The organism is Arenicella xantha, assembly GCF_003315245.1.
Classification (GTDB): domain Bacteria; phylum Pseudomonadota; class Gammaproteobacteria; order Arenicellales; family Arenicellaceae; genus Arenicella; species Arenicella xantha.
Genome location: NZ_QNRT01000002.1, coordinates 397,857 through 421,735, shown reverse-complemented (window position 1 = coordinate 421,735; position 23,879 = coordinate 397,857). Strand labels below are relative to the sequence as shown.

20 protein-coding genes are annotated in these 23,879 nt (G+C 48.1%); 13 read left to right on the top strand and 7 right to left on the bottom strand.

What is annotated here, in order from left to right; all coding sequences use genetic code 11:
* The first annotated feature begins 9 nt into the window (after window positions 1–9).
* The 4 genes from dapA to purL all read left to right on the top strand — a co-directional run bounded on the left by dapA (window position 10) and on the right by purL (window position 6,402).
* Window positions 10–888, top strand: a complete 879-nt coding sequence (gene dapA, locus DFR28_RS07785; protein ID WP_113953769.1) for a 4-hydroxy-tetrahydrodipicolinate synthase — start codon at window positions 10–12, stop codon at window positions 886–888.
* A gap of 47 nt (window positions 889–935) precedes the next feature.
* Window positions 936–1,640 carry an outer membrane protein assembly factor BamC gene (locus DFR28_RS07780; protein WP_147250951.1) on the top strand — a complete coding sequence of 235 codons (705 nt, stop codon included), beginning with the start codon at window positions 936–938 and terminating at the stop codon, window positions 1,638–1,640.
* A gap of 50 nt (window positions 1,641–1,690) precedes the next feature.
* A complete protein-coding gene (gene purC, locus DFR28_RS07775) occupies window positions 1,691–2,401 on the top strand; it encodes a phosphoribosylaminoimidazolesuccinocarboxamide synthase (RefSeq protein WP_113953767.1) in 711 nt (236 codons plus the stop codon).
* Between the two features lie 104 nt (window positions 2,402–2,505).
* Window positions 2,506–6,402, top strand: coding sequence for a phosphoribosylformylglycinamidine synthase (gene purL, locus DFR28_RS07770; protein ID WP_113953766.1), 3,897 nt, complete (start codon window positions 2,506–2,508; stop codon window positions 6,400–6,402).
* Window positions 6,403–6,409: 7 nt separating this feature from the next.
* Here purL and DFR28_RS07765 read toward each other — a convergent pair whose 3' ends face one another.
* The gene (locus DFR28_RS07765; RefSeq protein WP_113953765.1) at window positions 6,410–7,393 is read right to left on the bottom strand and encodes an alpha/beta hydrolase; all 984 of its coding nucleotides are present in this window, start codon (window positions 7,391–7,393) and stop codon (window positions 6,410–6,412) included.
* A gap of 130 nt (window positions 7,394–7,523) precedes the next feature.
* Between DFR28_RS07765 and DFR28_RS07760 the strand changes: the two genes are divergently transcribed.
* Window positions 7,524–7,856 carry a hypothetical protein gene (locus tag DFR28_RS07760; RefSeq protein WP_170132015.1) on the top strand — a complete coding sequence of 111 codons (333 nt, stop codon included), beginning with the start codon at window positions 7,524–7,526 and terminating at the stop codon, window positions 7,854–7,856.
* A gap of 68 nt (window positions 7,857–7,924) precedes the next feature.
* Here the strand turns inward: DFR28_RS07760 and dapE are convergent, their stop codons facing one another.
* The 4 genes from dapE to map form a co-directional block, all read right to left on the bottom strand.
* The gene (gene dapE, locus DFR28_RS07755; RefSeq protein ID WP_113954539.1) at window positions 7,925–9,082 is read right to left on the bottom strand and encodes a succinyl-diaminopimelate desuccinylase; all 1,158 of its coding nucleotides are present in this window, start codon (window positions 9,080–9,082) and stop codon (window positions 7,925–7,927) included.
* A gap of 13 nt (window positions 9,083–9,095) precedes the next feature.
* Window positions 9,096–9,920, bottom strand: a complete 825-nt coding sequence (dapD, locus tag DFR28_RS07750) for a 2,3,4,5-tetrahydropyridine-2,6-dicarboxylate N-succinyltransferase (protein ID WP_113953763.1) — start codon at window positions 9,918–9,920, stop codon at window positions 9,096–9,098.
* A 90-nt stretch (window positions 9,921–10,010) separates the two neighbouring features.
* Window positions 10,011–12,698 (bottom strand): [protein-PII] uridylyltransferase, encoded by a 2,688-nt coding sequence (gene glnD / locus DFR28_RS07745; RefSeq protein ID WP_113953762.1) that lies wholly within the window; start codon window positions 12,696–12,698, stop codon window positions 10,011–10,013.
* Window positions 12,699–12,743: 45 nt separating this feature from the next.
* Window positions 12,744–13,514, bottom strand: a complete 771-nt coding sequence (gene map, locus DFR28_RS07740; protein ID WP_113953761.1) for a type I methionyl aminopeptidase — start codon at window positions 13,512–13,514, stop codon at window positions 12,744–12,746.
* A gap of 151 nt (window positions 13,515–13,665) precedes the next feature.
* Between map and DFR28_RS07735 the strand changes: the two genes are divergently transcribed.
* The gene (locus DFR28_RS07735) at window positions 13,666–14,466 is read left to right on the top strand and encodes an esterase/lipase family protein (RefSeq protein WP_113953760.1); all 801 of its coding nucleotides are present in this window, start codon (window positions 13,666–13,668) and stop codon (window positions 14,464–14,466) included.
* A 48-nt stretch (window positions 14,467–14,514) separates the two neighbouring features.
* Here DFR28_RS07735 and DFR28_RS07730 read toward each other — a convergent pair whose 3' ends face one another.
* Both DFR28_RS07730 and DFR28_RS07725 read right to left on the bottom strand, forming a co-directional pair.
* Window positions 14,515–15,408, bottom strand: a complete 894-nt coding sequence (locus tag DFR28_RS07730) for an alpha/beta fold hydrolase (protein WP_113953759.1) — start codon at window positions 15,406–15,408, stop codon at window positions 14,515–14,517.
* Between the two features lie 36 nt (window positions 15,409–15,444).
* Window positions 15,445–16,980 (bottom strand): WS/DGAT/MGAT family O-acyltransferase, encoded by a 1,536-nt coding sequence (locus DFR28_RS07725; protein WP_113953758.1) that lies wholly within the window; start codon window positions 16,978–16,980, stop codon window positions 15,445–15,447.
* 360 nt (window positions 16,981–17,340) lie between these two features.
* Here DFR28_RS07725 and rpsB point away from each other — a divergent pair, with 360 nt between their 5' ends.
* The 7 genes from rpsB (at window position 17,341) to ispC (ending at window position 23,869) form a co-directional block, all read left to right on the top strand.
* Window positions 17,341–18,363, top strand: coding sequence for a 30S ribosomal protein S2 (rpsB, locus tag DFR28_RS19930; RefSeq protein WP_113953757.1), 1,023 nt, complete (start codon window positions 17,341–17,343; stop codon window positions 18,361–18,363).
* A gap of 113 nt (window positions 18,364–18,476) precedes the next feature.
* Window positions 18,477–19,355 carry a translation elongation factor Ts gene (tsf, locus tag DFR28_RS07715; protein WP_113953756.1) on the top strand — a complete coding sequence of 293 codons (879 nt, stop codon included), beginning with the start codon at window positions 18,477–18,479 and terminating at the stop codon, window positions 19,353–19,355.
* A gap of 165 nt (window positions 19,356–19,520) precedes the next feature.
* Window positions 19,521–20,261: a UMP kinase gene (gene pyrH / locus DFR28_RS07710; protein WP_113953755.1), complete on the top strand. Its 741-nt coding sequence runs from the start codon at window positions 19,521–19,523 to the stop codon at window positions 20,259–20,261.
* A 157-nt stretch (window positions 20,262–20,418) separates the two neighbouring features.
* Complete coding sequence (frr, locus tag DFR28_RS07705) at window positions 20,419–20,976, top strand: ribosome recycling factor (protein ID WP_113953754.1); 558 nt, start codon at window positions 20,419–20,421, stop codon at window positions 20,974–20,976.
* Between the two features lie 48 nt (window positions 20,977–21,024).
* Window positions 21,025–21,867 carry an undecaprenyl pyrophosphate synthase gene (locus tag DFR28_RS07700; protein ID WP_113953753.1) on the top strand — a complete coding sequence of 281 codons (843 nt, stop codon included), beginning with the start codon at window positions 21,025–21,027 and terminating at the stop codon, window positions 21,865–21,867.
* 1 nt (window position 21,868) lies between these two features.
* Complete coding sequence (locus DFR28_RS07695) at window positions 21,869–22,672, top strand: phosphatidate cytidylyltransferase (protein WP_113953752.1); 804 nt, start codon at window positions 21,869–21,871, stop codon at window positions 22,670–22,672.
* 24 nt (window positions 22,673–22,696) lie between these two features.
* The gene (gene ispC / locus DFR28_RS07690; protein ID WP_113953751.1) at window positions 22,697–23,869 is read left to right on the top strand and encodes a 1-deoxy-D-xylulose-5-phosphate reductoisomerase; all 1,173 of its coding nucleotides are present in this window, start codon (window positions 22,697–22,699) and stop codon (window positions 23,867–23,869) included.
* Window positions 23,870–23,879 lie beyond the last annotated feature (10 nt).

Sequence of the window (23,879 nt, the reverse complement as noted above, 5' to 3'; positions counted from 1 at the left end):
CATATATAGATGAAACTAGAAGGCAGTATCGTCGCTTTGATTACCCCCATGCAGCCGAACGGCGCGGTGGATTTTGCTGCTCTGACTCGCTTGATTGAGTTTCATGTAGCTTCTGGCACTCACGGGATTGTCGCCGTAGGCACAACGGGCGAATCCGCAACCTTAACCGTTGACGAACACTTGGCGGTAATTGAATATACCATCAAGACAGTTGATCGGAGGATTCCGGTTATCGCCGGTACTGGGGCAAATTCAACGAGTGAGGCTATTCATCTCACTAAGCATGCAGAGCGCTTAGGTGCTGATGCTGCGCTGATTGTGGTGCCGTATTATAACAAGCCGACCCAAGCTGGATTAATTCAGCACTTTTCCAGCATTGCTAAGGCCGTACCCATACCTCAGATTTTATACAATGTACCTGGGCGTACGGTGGCTGACTTGTCCAATGACTCCATCGCAGTGTTAGCGGATATTGACAATATAGTAGGTTGTAAAGATGCCACTGGCGATCTGGCGCGCGGACGAGATCTAGTTGACCGTTGCGGTGATCGACTTACTATTTTGTCCGGCGATGATCCAACTGCGTTGGAGTACATGCAAATTGGTGCACGTGGAGATATATCCGTCACGGCCAATGTGGCGCCTAGTTTGATGAGCCAAATGTGTGAGGCTGCGCTGGCCGGTAAGTTTGATGATGCACGGCAGTTGGATCTGAAGTTACGTGCTTTGCACCGCGATCTCTTCGTAGAATCAAACCCGATACCGGTTAAGTATGCCGTGTCAAAAATGGGCTATACTGCGAACGTTTTAAGATTGCCGTTGACACCGCTCAGTCCTCAGTTTACGCAGATCGTTGATGCCGCAATGCATCAAGCTGACGTGGACTAATCCGAACATAACGACAAAAAAATAGTACGACACCGAGGAATCATTTAGTGAAGACCAGCCCTCTATCCCCATCCGTTAGTACACGCTCAGTGGTCAATCCGCTGACCTTGCTTATGAGTCTAGTGTTATTGCTGTCTATTGCTGGCTGTGGCAGTCGAGGAGTGATCCAGACCGTCGATGACAGTGCTGATTATCGCTCTGCGCGTTCCTTGCCTCCGTTAAAGAAGCCGGCGCGTGAGCAAGTTTTGCCATCCAGTAACGACGATCCTAGTACGACTCCTGAAGATGTGGTTTTGATTGAACCCGAACCTCAGCCGGCAGCGGTTCAAGCGCAACCGACGTTGATTAAGGATACTGATTCTTCGGTTAATGATGCCGATCAGTTTATCGCCGCGCGAGTTGTGACGGTTGATGACGATCAAGCGGTACTTGAGATTGACGCATCATTTGATCGAGCATGGGAATATTTGGCTGAAAATTTACAGCGCTCCGACGTCACCATTTTTGCTCGAAATGAGTCCGCTGGTCGGTTCTCAATTGGTTGTGGAGACATTGTGGATGACAATGTTACAGTTCAAAAACGTGGTGGTTGGTCATTTTTCACTCGTGAGAAGTCTGAAAATTTAGAGTATTGCGCACTGCAAGTAGTTGAAAAGAAAGGTGTGTCTCATGTCTCTGTGTTAAATCGTTCAGGTGCGATTGTTTCTGCCAATAGTAGTAATCGTGTATTTGAACGTATTTTGAACAATTAGTTATTTGAAGCAGTTTAACAAATACATCGCAATTAGGTAGCGAGGACACTATGCAACGTGGCGAAGAAATATACAGTGGTAAAGCTAAATCGGTTTTCAAGTCAGACCGTGATGATGCGTTAATTTTACATTTCCGTAACGACACCTCGGCGTTTGACGGGGAGCGTATTGAGCAACTCGATCGCAAGGGTATGGTCAATAATAAATTTAATGCATTTATCATGCAGCATTTGGAAGCCAATGGTGTCTCCACACATTTTATTGAATTGCTATCAGACACGGAGTCTCTAGTGCGCCGGTTGGACATGATTCCGGTCGAGTGCGTGGTACGCAATGTTGCATCAGGATCAATTTGTAAGCGCCTCGGTATTGAGGATGGCATGACTTTGTCGCCGCCAACATTTGAATTCTTCCTGAAGAATGATGCTCTGCATGACCCAATGGTAAACGAGTCTCATATTGCGACCTTTGGTTGGGCAGACCCTGAAGCGGTAGCCTATATGCAAAAAACTACGCTGCAAGTGAATGATATTCTTAGTAAGTTGTTTGCTGATTCTGGAATGCTGCTGGTGGATTTTAAACTTGAATTCGGTAAGCAGGGCGATCAGCTTTTTCTTGGTGATGAATTTAGTCCTGATGGTTGTCGAATTTGGGATATTGAAACTCGTGAAAAGTTAGATAAAGACCGCTTCCGGAAAGGTTTAGGCGGCGTTGTCGAAGCATATGAGGCAGTTGCTAGCCGTCTAGGTCTAGCCCTCTAAGCGTCGGAAAAGGTTATTTGCGCGCCAGATTAGTCGAGTGACGATCTGGCGTTTCTCGTTCAGTTTGCCCTGAATGAACACATTAAATTATATCGGAAGTCAGCATGTTGCGATTACGTGGCGGTCAAGCCCTCTCCAATTTTCGAATTCAGAAATTATTGAATGAGGTTCAACGGCAGTTCCCTTCGTTGAAACAGTGTCGGACGGAATTTCAACACCTTATTTCCTTACATCCTGAATCGCCTGCATTGTCAGATGCTGAACTGGCCAAACTAACTCGTCTGTTAGCTTACGGACCGCATACTTCGGAAGTAGAGCATCAAGGCCAATTAATTTTTGTAATCCCGAGGTTAGGCACGATTTCCCCTTGGGCAACCAAAGCTACCGATATCGCGCATCATTGCGGCCTGAGTTCGGTCGAGAGAATAGAGCGCGGCATAGTGTTTTATTTAGAGTCTGATAAACCATTTAGTGAGCAAGAATTGCTTGTCATTGCGGCTGAACTGCATGATCCAATGACGGAATCAGTGGTTTTAGATATTGACCAAGCAGCGGGGCTATTTCGGCATGAAACGCCTAAGGCGCTTTTCGAAGTACCGTTACAGCGCGAAGGTCGACCGGCGCTTGAATCGGCAAATCAGCAGTTGGGTTTAGCGCTATCAGATGATGAAATTGATTATTTGCTTGAGCAGTATTCCTTGCTTGGCAAAAATCCTACTGATGTCGAGTTAATGATGTTCGCTCAGGTCAATTCCGAGCACTGTCGCCATAAGATATTCAATGCCGATTGGATTATCGATGGCGAGGCTCAAGCTCATTCGCTATTTCGTATGATCCGCGAGACCCACATCCAGAATAGTAAGGGCACTCTCGTGGCTTATTCTGATAACTCGTCGGTGTTAGAAGGTTCTGAAGGTGAGCGCTTTTATGCGGATCCAGCATGCCATGAATACGCTTCAGTGAAAGAGCCAATTCATATTCTGTGTAAAGTGGAAACGCATAATCATCCGACCGCCATATCGCCGTTCCCCGGCGCTGCGACCGGTTCTGGTGGGGAAATTCGTGATGAAGGTGCAACTGGTCGGGGTTCTAAGCCAAAAGCGGGTTTAACCGGATTCACAGTATCAAACTTACGATTGCCTGAATTACCTCAGCCTTGGGAAGGGCCGGAAGCAAAACCTGCGCGTATCGCTTCGCCGTTACAGATTATGTTGGAAGCACCTATTGGGGGCGCATCGTTTAATAACGAGTTCGGTCGACCTAATATTGCCGGATATTTTCGTACCTATGAGCAGGCTATTGCGTCACCGGACGATGTTCGCGGTTACCACAAACCTATTATGCTGGCAGGCGGGCTTGGTAATATTCGTGGTCAGCATGTAGAAAAAAATATTATACCTGACGGTTCTTACATTATTGTATTGGGCGGTCCAGCCATGTTGATTGGTCTGGGCGGCGGAGCCGCGTCGAGTGTTGCTTCGGGCAAGAGCTCTGAGCAATTGGATTATGCATCGGTGCAGCGCGGTAACCCTGAAATGCAACGACGTTGCCAAGAAGTGATCGATACGTGTTGGGCGATGGATGACAACAATCCAATTATTTCGATTCACGATATCGGTGCCGGCGGATTGTGTAATGCGGTTCCTGAATTAGTTGGTGATGCGGGTCGCGGTGGTCGTTTCGATCTACGTAAGGTGCTTAACGATGAGCCTGGTATGTCGCCCATGCAGATATGGTGTAACGAAGCTCAGGAGCGCTACACGCTCGCCGTTGCCCCAGAACGTTTAGCTGAATTTGAAGCAATTTGCGCGCGTGAACGCTGTTTGTATTGCGTCATCGGGCAAGCCACGGACGATGAGCTTTTAGTGCTCGAAGACCCACAGTTTGCTGATGCTAGCCCACGTCAGCAAACACCGATTGACTTGCCGATGGCGACGCTGTTTGGCAAGCCTCCAAAAATGCTACGCAATGTCGAAAGCGCCGACCGTAACCCTCCCGAATTAGATTTTTCTGGAGTGTCACTAGAGCAAGCGTTAGCTCGAGTGTTGGCTTGTCCGGCGGTGGCGGATAAATCTTTTTTAATAACCATTGGCGATCGTAGTGTTACCGGCATGATTGCGCGCGATCAAATGGTTGGTCCTTGGCAAGTGCCGGTCAGTGATGTTGCGGTTACTACCAGTGCCTATACTGGAGCGAGTGGCGAAGCCATGGCATTGGGCGAGCGCACACCGTTGGCCTCCGTCAATGCGCCGGCCAGTGGTCGAATGGCGATTGGCGAAGCGCTTACCAATTTGATGGCGTCAAATATTCGTGATTTATCTGAGGTTAAATTGTCTGCAAACTGGATGGCGGCAGGTGGCCACTCCGGTGATGATGCGGCGCTATACGCTACCGTGAAGGCTGTTGGCATGGAGTTATGTCCTGAGCTCGGGATTGCGATTCCAGTTGGTAAGGATTCGATGTCGATGAAAAGTGTGTGGCTCGATGAGCAACGCAAAGAGCGCAGTGTGACGGCGCCAGTGTCGTGCATTATTAGCGCCTTTGCCCCAGTAGACGATGTTCGTAAGACTTGCACGCCAGAGCTCGATCTTGCATCGGAGTCTGGCCTTTATTTGCTAGATCTGTCTGGCGGTCAACAGCGTCTAGGTTGTTCTATTTTAGCGCAAGTGTTTGGTCAGGTCGGTACCGAGACGCCCGACGTGGACTCGTCGACGTTGTTAAAGAGCGGCTTGCTGGCGATACAAACAATGATCGCAGATGGCTTGTTGTTAGCGTATCACGATCGCTCTGACGGTGGTTTAGTTACCGCGTTATTGGAAATGGCATTTGCCAGTCGCTGTGGTTTGGATATTAAGCTTAGCGGTGATCAGTCAAGCAGCTTATCCGTATTATTCAATGAGGAATTAGGTGTTGTGTTGCAAATTGCCGATTCGCAGTTGGCACGCGTTAATACTGTGCTCGATCAGGCAAACATATCGCACGCTCTGCTGCCTCTAGGTAAGGCCGTGTCTGGCGATAAGGTTTCGATTGCGTTTGGCGATGCGCAGGTGCTGAATGCGTCGCGTGTTGATTTACACCGAGCTTGGTCGGAGACGAGTTATCAGATGCAGTCCTTACGTGATAACCCTAGTTGCGCTCAGCAAGAATACGATCGTATTTTGGATGTCGAAGACCGAGGTTTGTTCTCAGAGTTAATGTTTGATAGTAATAAGGATATCTCAGCACCGTTTATTGGTGGCAATAAGCCGCGCGTGGCTATCTTGCGAGAACAAGGCGTGAATGGTCATATTGAAATGGCGGCGGCATTCTCCCAAGCTGGTTTTACGGCGGTCGATGTCACGATGAGTGACGTAAATGCAGGTCGAACCGACCTCTCTGAATTCAATGGGCTAGTTGCTTGCGGCGGTTTTTCTTATGGTGATGTATTAGGAGCCGGTGAGGGATGGGCTAAATCGATCTTGTTTAATCCAATGGTGCGCGATACTTTCTCGGCATTTTTCGCTCGCCAAGATGCATTTGCGCTGGGTATTTGCAATGGTTGCCAAATGATGTCCAATCTTAAGGAAATAATTCCTGGAGCTGAGCAGTGGCCTCACTTCGTACGTAATGCTTCTGAGCAATTCGAAGCCCGTTTAGTGCAGGTGGAAATTCCGCAAGACAGCAATTCTTTATTCCTGAGTGGGATGCAAGGTTCTAAGCTGCCTGTGGTTGTGGCTCACGGTGAAGGTCGAGCAGAATATTCAGGGCAAGATCAATCAAGCTTGCTGGCGTTGCGCTACATCGATCATAGCGGTGCGCCGACCGAGCACTATCCGGCAAACCCTAATGGTTCACCGAATGGCATTGCTGGTCTGAGTAATGCTGATGGTAGGGTCACTATTATGATGCCGCATCCTGAGCGTATATTCCGTAGCGTCACCAATTCGTGGCAGGATCCGAGTTGGGGCGAATATGGGCCTTGGATGCGAATGTTTCGCAATGCCCGAGTTTGGGTAGGCTAGGGCGGTACTAACGTTCCAGGGTTCGTAAGAAGTCGATAATTAATGCGCGCATATCAGCGACTTCATTTGGTGAGCTGGAGTCACCGACTAGCACATGTTGGGCAGGGTCTTTGGAGCTTGTGAAAGGCACTAAGCTGACCTTAGTGCCGGTAAACTGCATCGAAACTTGCTTGATTTTATTGACGTCGACTACTTGATCGTTTGGCGAGTAAACGATTAGTTGTGGAACTTTGATAGACGATTTATCTATCTCTTCGACTAGATCTACTAAGTCTAGCATTGGTACTACGGCATCCAGCGGATAACGCTCGGTCCAGTATTTGGCATGAAACTCGTTATGCGGCTTAAATGAGTGGTAATCGCCGTTTAGCTGTTTTGCCAGCCACAATCCAAGCCGCCATTGCACCATTGATGCTGAGCGACTCTTAACCTTGAAATTCGGTGAAATCAGAATGCTTGCTGCTGCCTGAGTGCTGTTGCTTTGGCTATTCAGCCAAGTAGCTAAGGTAGCACCAGTTGAGGTGCCAATTAGAATTACTTTTTCACCGATTAATTGCCCAATCTTGAACGCGTCAAGTGTATCTTGTTGCCAGGCTGCTACATTGCCGTCCAACATTGCATCTGCTGATCGGCCATGGCCACGCAAGCGTGCGTAAAAGACGTTGGCCGCTAATTCATCGGCTAGCTCGTCAACAAGTGGATTGAGCTCCTGTCGGGAAGCGGAGAATCCATGTAGGTAAACAATAGAGTATTCGGTCTTAATTAACTGGTTTTGATGCCAGCGAATGTTCTTCTCTGCGCCGTCAATAATGTCGTCAAAATGCGCTTCTGCGGCATTGATGGAGTCTTCAAGGGATGTCAAATCATTGGCATGAGTGGTTGGGGCGGAGCACGCTAGGGCAACGGCAAATAGCTGCAGCAGCCAGTAGTAATTGAAATGTGACACCATATTAGAGGTGGTGTTTTTTTTCGCGGCGTTAATCGGCGTCATAGCTTTTTAAACAGTCTGATAGGTGGATTTTTAACGAGTAGTTTTATTCGTGGCACGCAATGCGAGATTGCTCTCGTTGAGGTTCTTTGCTAATGTCACGTAACCCTAACCCTGAAGGATGGAAATTAAATTGTTAAATCATACAGTTAGACGATTTACATCGCCGAGCCGTTTAAAATCAACAACCTTCGTTGTTGTGATCGCCCTATTTAGCGGACTCCTAAACACAGCACTAGCCCAAGATATTAATCAGATTCGTTGGAAGAGTGAAGACCAAGTGCGTCAAACTCTAGGTGAACCTTTGAGTATGACTGCGCCGGTCGGAACCCACGCGACTTATACGCTCTGGAAATACGATGGATACGTTGTTGCGTTTGCCAACAATCACGCGTTCCATTTGTTTAGAACTGACAGCCTTAACAAAATGGAGCTAGAGGAAACCCGTCCTTCGGGCGGAGCCTAATAGCCATCAATGGTAATGCGTTGCTGGTAAAATCAACGCATTACGTAGACTCATATTAGCGCCAGATTTTACAGTAGAAGGTTTCTCAGAACGCCTTCGTATATCCGTGAAAGTTGATCTGGCGCGTTAATATCCACACATTCGTTGACCTTGTGAATAGTTGCGTTCACTGGACCTAGTTCTACGACTTGTGCGCCAGTCGGAGCGATAAAACGCCCGTCGGAAGTGCCGCCAGAGGTCGATAATTCTGACTCGATGTTGCACTCGTCACTGATTGCTTGGCGACAGGCGTTTACTAAGGCGCCTTTTTCAGTTAAGAACGGTAGGCCGAATAAGGTCCAATCCTCCTCATATTGCATATCGAGTTGATCCAAGACATCACGAACTTTTTGCTTTATGCCAGCCTCATCGATTTCAGTTGAGTAGCGTAGATTAAACGTCAACGTTGTGGTTGCTGGAATTACATTGGTCGCGCCAGTTCCACCATTAATATTTGAGATTTGAAAACTGGTCGGTGGGAAGTACTCATTGCCTTGATCCCATTCGATATTTGTTAGAGCTTCGATCACTGCACCGCAGCGATGAATAGGGTTGTCGGCCAAGTGAGGGTAGGCGACATGACCTTGGGTTCCTAAAATAGTTAATACGCAGCCTAATGACCCACGACGACCATTCTTGATGACATCGCCTAGCTGATTAGTAGAGCTTGGTTCACCAACTAGGCAGTAGTCGATTTTTTCACTACGTGCTTCGAGCTCTTGAATCACTTTTACCGTACCGCAGGTGGAGGGGCCTTCCTCATCTGAGGTGATTAATAAAGCAATTGAGCCTTTGTGGTCCGGATGCTCGCTAACGAAGCGCTCAATCGACGTAACGAATGCGGCGAGTGAGGTTTTCATGTCGGCGGTGCCACGTCCATAGAGCATTCCGTCGCGCTCAGTGGGCGTAAACGGGTCACTTTCCCACTGTTTTAAATCGCCGGTGGGAACCACATCGGTATGGCCAGCAAAGGCTAAGCACGGTTTGGCGTTGCCGCGTCTTGCCCAAAAGTTCTGTACCGTGCCGTGTTTGTCTGAGAAGTTCATGGCTTCAATATGGAAGCCCAATTCGCTGAGCCTTTCGGTCATCAGCATTTGGCATCCAGCATCATTTGGGGTTACAGATTGCGCTGCTATTAGCTGCTTAGTTAGCGCTAAGGTTGGACGGTCGGTGTCGGTAGTTTTCATAATATAAGGAGTGTTAATCGACCCGCAATAGTTCATTTAAGCCGGTTTTACTGCGAGTTTTGGCATCGACTTTCTTTACGATCACTGCGCAATACAAGCTATGTGTATTATCTTTGCTAGGAATGGAGCCCGACACCACGACGGAGCCAGCCGGAATTCGGCCGTAGCTTACTTCGCCGGTCTCACGGTCTAGAATTTTTGTGCTTTGTCCTAGGTAGACGCCCATCGAGATTACTGATCCTTCTTCGACAATGACGCCTTCGACGACTTCGCTGCGCGCGCCAATAAAGCAGTTGTCTTCAATAATAACTGGGCCAGCTTGAATGGGTTCTAACACGCCGCCAATGCCGACGCCACCAGACAGGTGAACGTTTTTACCGATCTGCGCGCACGAGCCGACGGTAGCCCAGGTATCAACCATGCTGCCGCTATCGACGTAGGCGCCAATATTAACGTAACTAGGCATAAGCACGACGCCCGGAGCAATGTATGAACCTTTGCGTACGGCTGCTGGTGGGACTACACGAAACCCTTCCTGACGAAACCTTGCTTCGTCATAATCAGCGAATTTTGATGGCACCTTGTCGAAATAGTTGGTTTCACTACCTGGCATCAATTCGTTGTCGCGCATAGCAAAAGAGAGCAATACCGCTTTTTTTAACCATTGATTGACTTGCCATTCGCCATCTATTTTTTCGGCGACTCTGGCCTTGCCTTGGTCGAGTAATTCAATGCAGCTTTCAACCGCGGTCTTGATTTGAGGGTCGACGTTGTTGGGTTTAATTTCCGAGCGGTTCTCGAAGGCGTGGTCGATAATGGATTGCAATTGTTCAGACATACGAATAAGAAGAAGTTGGTAGCGTAAAATTTGCAGAATTATCTAACATGCGCAATTAGACTGCTAGCCTAAATGTGGTTGTTGCTGCGATTAGGCTTGTTTTTGGGCAGAAGTGCGTTTGTCTAGTGCTTCAGATAGCTCTGACTCAAGCTGTTGGAGTAGGTTTTTGTCAACCACCGGGGAGTGGTCTCCGTGTCGAATGTAGAATATGTCTTCCGCACGTTCTCCAAAAGTCGCGACACGGGCGCTTAGCAGAATCAAATTGTGAGTCTGTAGAACGCGTGCAACATTATGTAATAAGCCGGGTTGGTCTTGCGCAACCACTTCCATTGTCGTGTAGCTCTTACTGGTGAACAGGAAGGTAATTCGTGGTTCGATCGGGAAGTGCTTTAGCGCGCGTGACGAGTGACTGCGAGCGACAAATTTCTCTCCACTGTGCTCTATAATTAATTTGCGTAAACGTGCCTCAATAAAGCGTGCATAGTCGCTACTTCGCGCGGTGTCTGATTCTGGAACCGTTGCGTTAAAGGTGTAGAGCGCAAACCCGTTGGAGCTAAGTTGTAACCGTGCTTCAATAATGTTTAGTTCCATGCGATCAAAAGCTCCGGTTACCTGCGTCAGGAGCTTATTGGTTTCAGGTGCAAATACGAAGAACATATTGGCTTCAAGGCGTTCGCTGTATCGAGTTGTGACTAGCGGGATGTCGATTGCCGAAGATAGCAGCAGGCTGCTAGCATGCCATGCAATGTAATAGGGTTCATTGCGCACAAAGTAGTCGCCAGGAAGGGTATTCCAAAACGTTTGTATAAGCTCTTCATTGACGCTTTTTTCGCCAAGTTGCTGAGTAATCAGTTCTAGCGCGGCGCGTTTGTCGTCTTCGACATGTTCGCGGACATTGTGTGGTTTAGCTACACCTTGGCGCAGCGCTTTGCGGGTTGCATTATATAGTTCTAACAATAACTGACCTTTCCATGCATTCCACACTTTGGGGCTGGTGCCACGTATATCGGCTAAAGTCAGTAAATATAAATTGTCTAGATGTTCAATGTCGCCAACGATGTCGGCAAATTCTTTGATCACGTCTGGGTCGGATATGTCGCGCCGTTGGGAGAAGTGCGACATCATGAGGTGTTTCAACACTAACCAGCCGACTAATCGCGCGTCGTACTCACTTAAGCCATGTTGGATGCAGAATTCGTAGGCGTCTGACTCGCCCAATTCAGAATGATCTCCGCCGCGGCCTTTGGCAATATCATGAAACAGCGCACCGAGAAATAGTCGTTCGGGCTTATACAGGTCGGCTAGCAGTTCGCTGGCCATTGGGAATTCGTCAGGGTACTTGCGTAAGCGTGTTAGGTTTTCAATTACCTTAAGTGTATGACCATCAACCGTATAAACATGAAACAGGTCGTGTTGCATTTGTCCAACGATCGCACCAAATGACGGGAGGTAAGCGCCCAGCAGGCCGTAGGCATTCATTCTCGCAAGTGCATTAGTGAGTCCGTCACCTTCGTGTTTAAATAACGCTAGGAAGCGTTTATGGGCGTCAGGATCGCTGCGAAACTGGTTGTTAATTAGGTCAAGGTTGGCTCGAATAGAGCGAATGGTATCCGGATGGATGACCGTGATTTTGTGTTCTTGCATCAAGTTGAAGAGTTCTAGCATAGCACTTGGCTGACGCTTGAATACCTTGCTAGAACGCTGCTCAATCATTTTGTTCTTCAACAAAAAGTTGTCGTTAAGATTTCTTCCGACCGCCAATGAAATGCGTTTGCTGTGTGTGACCCGATAGCTTGCCAGTAGCACCTCATTAAGATACATGACTTGTTTGGCGGTGCGATAGTATCGCTTCATCAACTGTTCTACCGCTAAGTGCGTCGAGGTGTCGAGGTAACCGAAGTCATCGGCCAAGGTTCGCTGTGTGTCGAATAGCAAGCGATCTTCATGTCGTTGCGTAATTAGGTGAAGCCCTGAACGCATTCGCCAAAGGATGTTGCGCGCTCGTATAAGGATGCGGTACTCATCGCGGTCAATGAGCTTTTGCTCAGCCATGTCACGAAATGAGCGAACACCGTAGCGGCGATTATAAATCCATAAGATTGTTTGAAGGTCGCGTAAGCCACCGGGTGACTCTTTGAGGTTGGGCTCTAATGAGTAGGCGGTATCTTGATATTGGGCGTGGCGCTGCTCTTGTTCTTGGGTCTTGGCTATAAAGAATTTGTCAGGTGCCCACATTCTTGGGGCTCGAATTTTAGTGTCTAGTAACTCAAATAATGCCTTGTCGCCGGCTAGGTGACGCGCTTCGAGCAAGTTGGTCATTACCGTGACATCGCTGCGCGCTTCTTTAACGCAATCGCGAATAGATCTAACGCTGTGGCCGATATCCAGACCAATATCCCATAGAAAGCGTAAAAATGACTCCACAAACTCTTTCGCTTCGTCGTATTGGTCTTTCTTCAGTAGAACTAATAGGTCGACGTCTGAACGGGGATGCAGTTCACCGCGTCCATAACCTCCAACTGCAACCAATTCCAGATGGACTCGGTCGTCGAGTGATTGTTTCTGGTGATTCCAAATGAGGATCAGTAATTGGTCGATCATCCACGTAAAGTGGCCTACCAAATCAGCTGAAGATGCCCCTTGCACCTGCTGTTCTTCTAAAACCGCCAAAGCCTTTTTGATAGCCGCCTTAAATGGCGCGATTGGTAATGTCTCGGCATCACGAATCGAGTGCTTAAATGTCGCGCGATTAAATAGTTTGCTTTTGGCAAAGTGCATAGACTCGTTCACCGGTTAATCGCGTAGAGAAGCGAATATTACTAGTTAAGGAAGTACCGCATTGGCTGACGTTGTGAGTATTTCATAGCCGTCGCTGGTTACCAAGATAGTGTGCTCCCATTGGGCTGACAAGGAGTGGTCACGAGTTACAACAGTCCAATCATCGGCGAGCAGGCGGGTCTCTTTGCGGCCGGCATTGATCATCGGCTCGATAGTAAAGGTCATGCCTTCTTGCAGTGCCATTCCGGTGTTTGGTCGGCCATAGTGCAAGACTTGTGGTTCTTCATGAAACACACGCCCAATACCGTGGCCACAATACTCACGTACAACCGAAAAGTTACTGGCTTCGGCATGTTGTTGAATAGCATGTCCTATATCGCCCAATTTCACTCCAGGTTTAACCATTCTAATGCCGACAAACATCGACTCCTTGGCGACTTCACATAGCCGTTTTGCTAGTACATTAGGTTTTCCAACATAGTACATTCGACTATTGTCGCCATGAAACCCGTCTTTGATGACGGTGATGTCAATATTGATTATGTCGCCTTTTTTGAGCTTTTTGTCGCCGGGTATGCCATGGCAGATTACGTGATTTACCGAGGTGCAGATAGATTTTGGAAAGCCTCGATAGTCGAGTGGCGCAGGAATTGCATCTTGCTCGTTAACGATGTAGTCATGGCAAATCGTGTTGAGCTCGTCGGTAGTAATGCCCGGTTTCACGTGCTCTTCAATCATGTCGAGCACTTCGCTGGCTAAGCGGCCGGCAATGCGCATTTTTTCGATTTCTTCGTTGTTCTTAATGGTAACGGTCATGGGAAAATGTGGCTAACTGACTAAGATCTCGATTGTAACAAAATTTGCACGACAAACCTGATAATCACAACTCATGGTCGAAAAAGGGGTCGAATAATTACGCTTGGAGCGGTAAGCTGCAGCTATAACAATGATAAATTGGAGTAGGGTAATGTCTTTGAGCTTGTTTCGTCGTGCGCAGTTCCGTTTTTGGCGTTACGCCGAACCTCGGGCAATTTTTGAGTGGCAGAGTTTTTATGCCCTGAAGCCGTTATTGAAGCGTCTCCCGAAAGGCGATGGGCATGCTGTTGTTGTGTTTCCAGGTTTCGGCGGGAGTGATCGTTCGACTAAGCCAATGCGTAAGCTGTTGAGTGACTTGGGCTATCGCTCATATGGCTGGGGGCTCGGGACCAATTTAATTTTTGATGATCACCTCGAAGCTGAAATGGTGGCATTAGTGCGTGAGGTGGCTGACGAGACAGGCGGTAAAGTATCTCTCGTTGGTTGGAGTCTAGGCGGGCTATTTGCTCGAGAAGTGGCAAAGGCATGCCCAGATGTAGTGAGAAACGTGATTTCTCTAGGGAGCCCGATTTCAGGAAGAACGCGTCACTCGAATGCGCATCGATTATTTCAAGCGATCAATGGTAAACCTTCCGATTTAGAGTATACCCGTCGTCTTAGTTTGAGCACGGCTCCACCAGTCCCGACTACGTCAATTTATTCCAAGACTGACGGCATTGTGGCATGGGAAGGGTCTATACAGGCAGAGTCGGACTTGGCTGAGAGTATTCAGGTGCCAGCCAGTCATTTGGGCATCGGAGTTAATCCGTTGGCTATGTACATTCTCGCTGACCGTTTACGCCAAACCGATATGGCTTGGCGTAAATTTTCGTTTTCAGGTTTGCGCAAAATCATCTTTGCAAAACCGCCTGCTAATGTGGCTGTGGCGAACGACGGCGCGCGTGCTCATTAATGCTGGATTGATTGAGCCGTTACCGCGTGCAGGGGTATTTGTTGTTAGTTAGTTGTTAGCAAGTTGTGCGTTGGCGCTAATAAGATCAATAAACTTAGGCAGCAGCTGCTTGGGTAGATCGTGCCCCATGCCTTCGATAAGTTCGAGTTTTGCATCTTTAATGTTGGCAGCCGTGTCAATGCCGCCTTCGACCGGAACCAGGACGTCGGCTTTGCCGTGGATCACCATGGTCGGCACCGAAATTTTGCGAAGCAGGCCACGGCGGTCGCCACCTTCGAGTATTGCGGCCATTTGATTTTTATAGCCTTTAGGGTAATAAGACCGTCGCACCGCCGACAAAATACGGTCGGTCAATTCATCTTGATTCGGCGGGTAATCTGGGCTGCCGATGACTTTCCAAGTTTCTAGGCTGTGCTTCAAATAAGCCGTTTCGTCGTTGTTGCTGGGGCGGCTGATCAGTTGTTTAGACACTCTCCAGTTGGTTTGAGGGAGTTCGGGGTTGCCGGTGGTGGACATAATTGATGTAAGCGATAGGCTGCGTTGTGGATATTCAGCCGCTAATATTTGAGCAATCATGCCGCCCATTGAAGCGCCAACCCAGTGTGCGGCGTCAATTTCTAGGTGGTCTAGTAATCCGATTGTGTCTGCGGCCATGTCGCGCAGCGTGTAGGGAACTCGTAAACTTAGGCCAATTCGTTTTCTGAATAGAAGCTTCAGGATATTTACATCTTTCTTGACCTCGATTTTTTGAGATAAACCAATGTCTCGATTGTCGAAGCGAATCACTCGATAGCCGCGCTCTGCTAAGGCAATACAAAATGGCTCCGGCCAAGCGACCATTTGTGTGCCTAAGCCCATTATAAGCACAATTGCCGGGTCGTTTGATTTGCCAAACTCGTCATATGCCAAGCGCAAACCGTTGGCCATTAAATACTTTTCCATACTGCGTTAATCTTCTTGGTTGATTGTGTGTGGTTACTAAAGCAATTTCTTGCTCGCCTTTTTTGCCTGCTTTTTAGTAGTGGCTTTTTTCTTTCTTGAAGCAGGCTTTTTGGGGGTGTTGGTTACTGGTGGCGTGGCACTTTGTTTATTAGCGCCTTGCGTGGCAATGGCGGCGCCATGCAGTTCTTCGAACGAGGTTCGTAGGCACTCGGCGTAAAACGCTGGGTCGGGCATCATTTCTCGGCAGGCGCTGATTGAAATATTAAACTTGCCGCAATAGCTTCCCAGTCCATGGAATAGGCCCATTCCGTCAATCGGCGGCCCGAGTGCAAAGCTGCTCATCATCTTAGCGCCGGTAAAGTACAGCGGTACTTGCGGGCCAGGTACATTCGTAATTACGCAGTTGTAAGCGGGTTTAATTCTATTAGCCATCCCTAAGCGGCTGTACAGTTTGGCGGCCGAGGCGGTCAAGGTTGAAGGAATGAATTGCGCATAGTCGGTCATGGTCTTGGCGCCGATTGCATTGGTTAGCTCTTTAGCATTTCGAGTGCCTTGATTGACAAAGATTAACCGTTCCATTGGGTCTGCGATATTGCTACCGATGCGCACGGTCATTTGCGATACTTGGTTGCCTGCGGTGCCAAGCTTGTCTTGCGTGCGGATGTTGATCGGTGCCATGGCTACCATTGAACGCTGGGGTAATTCGCCTTTGCTTTCTAGGTATTTTCGTAAGCCGCCACCGCAGATTGCCAGAGCAACATCGTTGACGGTTACGCCAGGTATGGAGTCCTTAATCTGTTTTATGTCGCTGAGCTCAACTTCTACTGCATCAAAGGCGCGATGTGGCGAAACATTGGTATTAAAGCGTGTGCGTGGTATGTCGGTAACCCGCTTTAAGCGGCCGCGCGCCACGCCAGCTACCATTTTTGCAAAGCCTGGCACGGTGTTTTTAGCGACCTCAAATACTCGTTTCGGCGTTCTGAGTGAGTTTAATTGGGATCGCCATATTAGTTCTAAGTAAGTTGGTTGGCGGTCGCGCGTCACTGGCTGTGGTGAACTATTAATGCGGTAGTCCGGTGACAAATCGTGGATTGTGGCGGCGATTTCAATTCCTGACGCGCCGTCTATTGCGGCATGATGCATCTTTGTCACTAATGCAAAGCAGCCTGGCGGATAGCCCTCAATGTTGTCGAGCCCCTCAACTATGTACATTTCCCACAGCGGGCGCGCTCTATCTAAAGGGCGGGCGTGTAAGCGTGCCACTTGAATACACAGCTGCCGCCAGTCACCAGGTTTGGGGAGTGCTATGTGTCGAATATGAAATTCTGGGTCGAATTCGCCGTCGGAGCGCCAATATGGATGGTCTAGTCGCATTGGCACTTCGAGCAGCACGTTGTTCATCGATGCTACCTTGTGTGCACGTTCAGCAACATTTGCCATGATCTGTTTAAACCCAACTAATCCGCCAGGAGCGCTAGCTGGGTCGTAGATCGTTAGCCCGCCAATATGCATCGGCGAACTGGCGGTTTCAAGATAGAGAAAAGATGCGTCGAGACCAGTGAGTTGTTGCAAGGGGATTCCTCGGTGAGACCAGTTGCCAGCTGAGCATAATACCCTGATCCACGGCCTGCGTCATGACCCGAATTTACGCGCTAAGTAAGTGATCAAAACACTGGGTTTAAACTGATTATTTCTTTGCATTATCTAGCCCCTATGGTATAAACGCGCCTCAACTTAAATCATCCGATTATCACCAGTAGCAGTTGGGTGCCTTTTATTGTTGTAAGTGATTGTTTTGCTTTAATTAAATGTATGTCTTGCCAATTCGCTAGATTGCACTTGATTAACGCGCTAAAGGCGATTGCTGCAATACAGGGTTAACTGCTTAGATCTTTCGGATTTGTCTAAACCCGTACAATTTGGAGTACATTTATGTCAGACGTTACTATGCGCCAGATGCTTGAAGCAGGCGTACACTTTGGTCATCAAACCCGTTATTGGTCACCTAAAATGCGCCCGTTTATCTTCGGTGAGCGCAACAAAATTCATATTATTAACCTTGAGCAAACGTTGCCAATGTTCAATGACGCGATGAACTACATCGGTCAGGTGGCAGGCAATGGTGGTCAAGTCATGATGGTTGGGACTAAACGTTCTGCCAGTAAGTTGATCAAAGATGCAGCCGAGCGCGCTGGCACGCCTTTCGTTAACCATCGTTGGTTGGGCGGAATGTTGACTAACTTCAAAACCGTTAAAAACTCAATCAAACGCCTAAAAGAACTTGATACTCAGTTGGTTGAAGGTACTAGTGCTCGTTTAAATAAGAAAGAATCGTTAACTCTTGAGCGTGAGCGTATTAAGTTAGAACGCAGCTTGGGCGGTATCAAAAACATGCAAGGCTTGCCTGATGCATTGTTTGTTATTGACGTGAAGAATGAGTACATCGCAATCTCTGAAGCCAACAAGCTCGGCATTCCAGTTGTCGCTGTTGTTGATACCAACTGTGTTCCAGATGGCGTTGACTATGTGATTCCAGGTAATGACGACGCGATTCGAGCAATTAGCCTTTATGTTGAAGGTGTTGCTGACGCTATTATCAATGCGCGTGCAGCGGCTCAAGTTAAGTCTGCTATTGCCGCTGGTGGCGATGAGTATGTTGAAGTCGTTGAGGAGCCTGCCGTTGCGGAAGCTGCGCCAGTTGCTGCTGAGCCTGCACCAGTGGTCGCTGAAGCTGCTCCAGTCGAAGCAAGCACTACAGCCGGTGACGAGCTAACTGAAATCAATGGCATTGGTCCAGTGATTGCTGGCAAGCTTAAAGAGATCGGTATTGCTACTTTCAAGCAAATTGCTGAATTCACTCCTGAAGAGGTTGAGCGCGTAGACGCTGAATTAAACTTCAAAGGTCGTATTGAGCGTGAAGAGTGGATCGCACAAGCTAAAGCAAAAATTGCTTAAAGTAGTTAACGCGTCAATGTGTTGCACGTGCCAGCAAGTAAACTAACTTAATGGCGCGTGGATTGACTCGATAAAAGATTAAATAACCTCATAGAAAGTATATAGGTGACGATATGGCAATTACTGCCGCATTAGTAAAAGAACTACGCGAGCGTACCGGCGCTGGCATGATGGAATGTAAAAAGATGTTGACCCAGACTAATGGCGACATCGAAGCTGCGATTGAAGAGATGCGCAAGAATGGTGCAGCTCAAGCCGATAAAAAAGCGGGTCGTATCGCGGCCGAAGGTACTATTGTAACTTTGGTCGACGGTAATAAAGGCGTAGCCGTTGAAGTTAACTCAGAGACTGACTTTTCAGCTAAAGATGAATTTTTTGTTGAATTTGCAAATCAAGTTGCAGCAGCTGTCATGGCCGCTCAGCCGGCTGACTTAGAAGCGCTTTCGGCAGCATCAGTTGCCGGTGGGAAAACGGTTGAGGAAGCTCGTCAAGCATTGATACAAAAAATTGGTGAGAACATTACAGTTCGCCGATTTGAACTTGTTGAAGCTGGTGACAGCGAGATAGTTGGCGCTTACCAGCACGGTAACAAAATATCAGTGCTGACGCGCTTATCTAATGCCAGTGAAGAGTTGGCGAAGGATATTGCGATGCACGTTGCCGCTAGCCGACCTGTTTGTATTTCTGCGGATGAAGTGCCTGCTGAGCTACTTGAAAAAGAACGCGAAATATTCTCTGCCCAAGCGGCTGAGAGTGGTAAGCCGGCTGAAATCATGGAGAAAATGGTTGACGGTCGAATTCGTAAGTATTTGAACGAGGTAACGCTGTTGGGTCAATCGTTTGTTAAAGATCCAGATCAAACAGTGGAAAAGTTGTTAAAATCAGCTGGCGCTGAAGTGAAGCAATTTGTTCGTTACGAAGTTGGTGAAGGCATCGAAAAGAAAGAAGATGACTTCGTTAGCGAAGTAATGGCACAGGCTGGTAAGGCCTAATATAGCCAATAATATGGGTCGAGCTATATCGAACTATGATAGCTCGATCTGTTTTGGTTAAACTTGAGATGGGTCTTTTCATTCGTTGTCATTGACCCGTCTTAAGCGCAGTATAAGTAATTAAAAAAATCGCATACATCACCACCTAAAAGAGGGGTCACGCCAATGCCGACTAACACTTCCAAACCGAGTTTTAGACGTATTTTACTCAAATTGAGCGGTGAGGCCCTAGCTGGCAGTGATGAAGACAAGAAGTTTGGCATCGACGCTAAAACACTCGATAATGTATGTCAAGAAATTGGCCGCGTCGTCAAGTCTGGGACACAGGTTGCGGTAGTTATTGGTGGCGGAAACTTTTTCCGTGGTATCTCAGCATCTGAATCCGGAATTGAGCGTGCAACAGCCGATTATATTGGCATGTTAGCCACCGTGATGAACGCTCTGGCGGTTCAGCAAGGGTTGAAGCAAATCGGTGTCGAAGCTCGAGTCCAATCAGCCATCCCCATTTCCCCCGTTTCTGAACCTTATGTACGTCTCCGTGCACTTAAGCACCTTAATATGGGAAGGGTAGTGATTTTCGCTGCTGGTACGGGTAATCCTTATTTTACCACCGATACTGCAGCCAGCCTGAGAGCCGCTGAAATCAATGCGGATATTCTTGTTAAGGCAACAAAAGTTGATGGGGTTTATGATAAAGACCCAGTACATAACGCCGACGCTGTGCGTTATGATCAAGTGACTTATGATGAAGTCCTGCAACAACGACTCAATGTGATGGACGCGACGGCGATTGCGCTGTGCCGTGACAATAATATGCCGATGCGAGTGTTGTCGATTGGCGAAGAAGGGTCGTTAATGAGGATGGCCGCAGGCGAACCGGTTGGTACACTAATAACCAGCTCATAGTTTCCCTTTGGTGTTGCGTGATAATGATCGAGCAGCCCATCAGAATGGCGTACCAAGTATACTGACTGGTGCGTCTATTTTTTGCGTTTATTAACGTGAACCCAACCCGAAACGATTAATCGAGTCCCCGATATCACGAAATAGAGAGGCGAATAAAATGATTGAAGATATCCTTAAAGACGCTGAAGAGCGCATGAAGAAGAGCATTGATTCAATGCGAAGTGAGATGGCCAAGATTCGCACAGGGCGAGCTAGTTCCGCGCTAATAGATCATTTGACAGTGGACTACTACGGCAATCCTACGCCGATTAATCAGGTGGCGAACGTATCCGTACAAGATGCGCGGACTTTGGCTGTCCAGCCATGGGAGAAAAACATGGTGCCGGTTGTCGAGCGGGCGATTATGGAAGCTAACTTGGGCTTTAATCCTGTGACGGCTGGTGATTTGATTCGAATTCCAATGCCAGCGTTAACCGAAGAGCGTCGTAAGGAGATGGTCAAGGTTGCTGCAGGCGAGGGCGAGAACGGTAAGATAGCGATACGCAATATTCGGCGCGATGCTAATTCTGATTTTAAAGCTTTGCTGAAGGATAAGGAAATCAGTGAAGACGATGAGAAGCGTGCAGAAGATCGAGTGCAGCAATTAACTGATAAATTCGTTGCGTCAGTTGATGAGATTGTTAAAGAAAAAGAAGTCGAAATTTTGAAGGTCTAACCGCCGGTTCCTGTTGTTAGGAATCCGCATCTACCGAATCAGAGCGTTATGTTGACTAAATTACGATCATTGTTCCGCTTGCTTCGGGTCAGCCAGCCAGCGGGCGTAGCAATCATTACGCCTAAGCCGCAACATGTGGCGGTAATTATGGATGGTAACGGTCGCTGGGCTAACTCTCAAGGACTGTCACGAGTTGCTGGGCATAAGCGAGGCGTTGATTCGGTTAAGGCGCTGATCAAAAGTTGTTTGCAGCACGAGATTCCTTACCTCTCGATATTTGCGTTTAGCAGCGAAAATTGGCGTAGGCCGCAATCAGAAATCGATGCGTTGATGGATTTACTTGCCAACGCTTTAGAAACGCAAACCAAGAAACTTAATGAGAATGGCGTTCGGCTTCAGTTATTAGGTGACTTGTCACGATTTAGTCCACGTATTCAACAATTGGCTGCCAGTGCTCAGCAAGCGACGTCGAGCAATGAAAAGTTGGTGTTTAATGTTGCAATTAACTATGGTGGTCGCTGGGATATAACGCAAGCGTGTCGACGCCTTGCCGAGCGTGTCGCGAACGGCGATATGCGACCTGACGATATTGATGAGGAAGCGATCAACGGCGAACTAACCACTGCTGGTATTCCTGATCCCGACTTGTTTATTCGCACCTCTGGAGAGTATCGAATAAGTAATTTTCTGCTTTGGCAGGCTGCCTACTCGGAGTTCTATTTCACCGATACTTTGTGGCCAGATTTTGACGAAAACGCATTCACCGAAGCATTGCTGAAGTTTACGCGTCGCGACCGTCGCTTTGGAACGGCTCAAGACATGGTGGACTCGGCAGGTCATGGCAATGAGTCGACAATGAGACCAGCTACCAATCGACGGGAGTCTAGCTAAGATGTTAAAACAACGAGTGATAACCGCGCTTTTCATGGTCGCCATTGTGCTTGCTGCTTTGTTCGCACCAAACCCTATTTATTGGCGAGGTTTGATTACTTTAGTGGTGTTACTCGGGTTCGTTGAATGGGTTCGTTTTTGTGATATTAAAAAACCACTATTGCGACTTTGCGCATTCGCCTTGTTTGGCTTGTGTTTATTCTTAGTTGAATCCAGCGTAATCCCACTCAGTGTCATTATTCCCATGGCATGTTTGCTTTGGGTCGTTTTACTGGTGTTTACAATGACCAATACGCTGGATTTTTTGCATGCGAATTGGATTAAGCTGATTATCGGCATTGCGGTGTTGTCGTCAGCGGGCTTTATCGTTATTGAAATTAAGCAGTTAGAGCATGGGCCGCTTTGGATATTGTGCTTTCTCGGTACGGTGGTCGCTGCCGATGTCGGGGCCTATTTCGTCGGTAAGCGCTTTGGCCGCAATAAACTCGCGCCATCAATTAGCCCCGGAAAAACTATTGAAGGGTTTGCTGGAGGCTTGGCGCTCGTCGCGCTGATTTACATCCCCGGGCTGTACACGGTATTCCCTGTGCAAGCGGCTAGTCTGCTATTGATTACTGTGCTGGTAACAGCCGTTGTATCAGTTGGTGGAGATTTATTTGAGAGTAAGTTAAAGCGGCATGTTGGGCTCAAAGATAGTAGTCGAATTTTGCCGGGACATGGTGGGATTCTCGATCGCATTGATAGCATCATGGTTGGCGCCAACTTTTTCGCGCTAGGTTTGCTGATTCTTGGCTATCTGCCTTAATTAACTGGTTCGGTAAGCTCTCGCATGCAATCAATTTCTATCTTAGGCTCAACCGGCTCGGTCGGTCAAAGTACCTTGCGGGTAATCGCGCAGAACCCTGGTGGGTTCAAGGTTGTGGCGCTTACCGCAAATGAAAATGTCGTTAAGATGCTGGAGCAGTGTCTCGAGTTTCAACCGGAAACGGTGGTGATGGTCGATGGTGATGCTGCTAAACAGTTGGTCGCTCAATTGGCTAAGCATGGGCTGCAGAATATTTCAGTTGAGATTGGTCAACAGGGCGTGGTGGCAGTCGCTCGCGATACCGCCTCTGCTACGGTGATGTCCGCTATTGTCGGTGCGGCGGGCTTATTGCCGACGTTGGCGGCGGTGCAAGCTGGTAAACGTGTGCTAATTGCCAATAAAGAGCCTCTGGTTATGACTGGCGATCTATTTATGCGCGAAGCGGTACGTTGTAATGCCACCATTTTGCCGATTGACAGTGAGCACAATGCTATTTTTCAATGCTTGCCTGAAGGTGGCGAAACACGGGCCGTTCGCAAGATTCACCTGACCGCATCGGGCGGGCCTTTCCGAGGGCGCAAATGGTCTGAGTTGCAGGACATTACGCCTGAGCAAGCATGCGCGCATCCAAATTGGTCGATGGGCCAAAAAATCTCGGTGGATTCCGCCACTATGATGAATAAGGGCTTAGAGTTGATTGAAGCCGCTGCGTTGTTTAGTTTGCCGCAAAGTCAGGTCGAAATTGTTATTCATCCGCAAAGTATTATTCATTCAATGGTTGAATATATAGACGGGTCTTTTTTGGCGCAACTCGGCGCGCCAGATATGTGTATACCGATTGCGCACGCGCTTGCATGGCCGAGTCGCATTATGTCTGGGGCCGAAACTCTAAACATTACGGATATAGCTCGATTAGATTTCCATGCGCCGGATATGGAGAACTTGCCTTGTTTGCGCTTAGCTCGGCAGGCTGCGACTGCCGGTTTGTCGGCGCCTGCGATACTGAATGCCGCCAATGAAGTGGCAGTCGAGGCATTTCTTCAGGGGCAAATTCGCTTTACCGCAATTGCTGAAATAGTCGATGCCACATTGAATAATGTGCAAAATAGATCGAATGACACTATCGATGACGTATTACATATTGATAATGAAGCCAGAGGCGTGGCATTAGCACGACTAGAATCGAATCAGTTTTGATAGAGTGCGC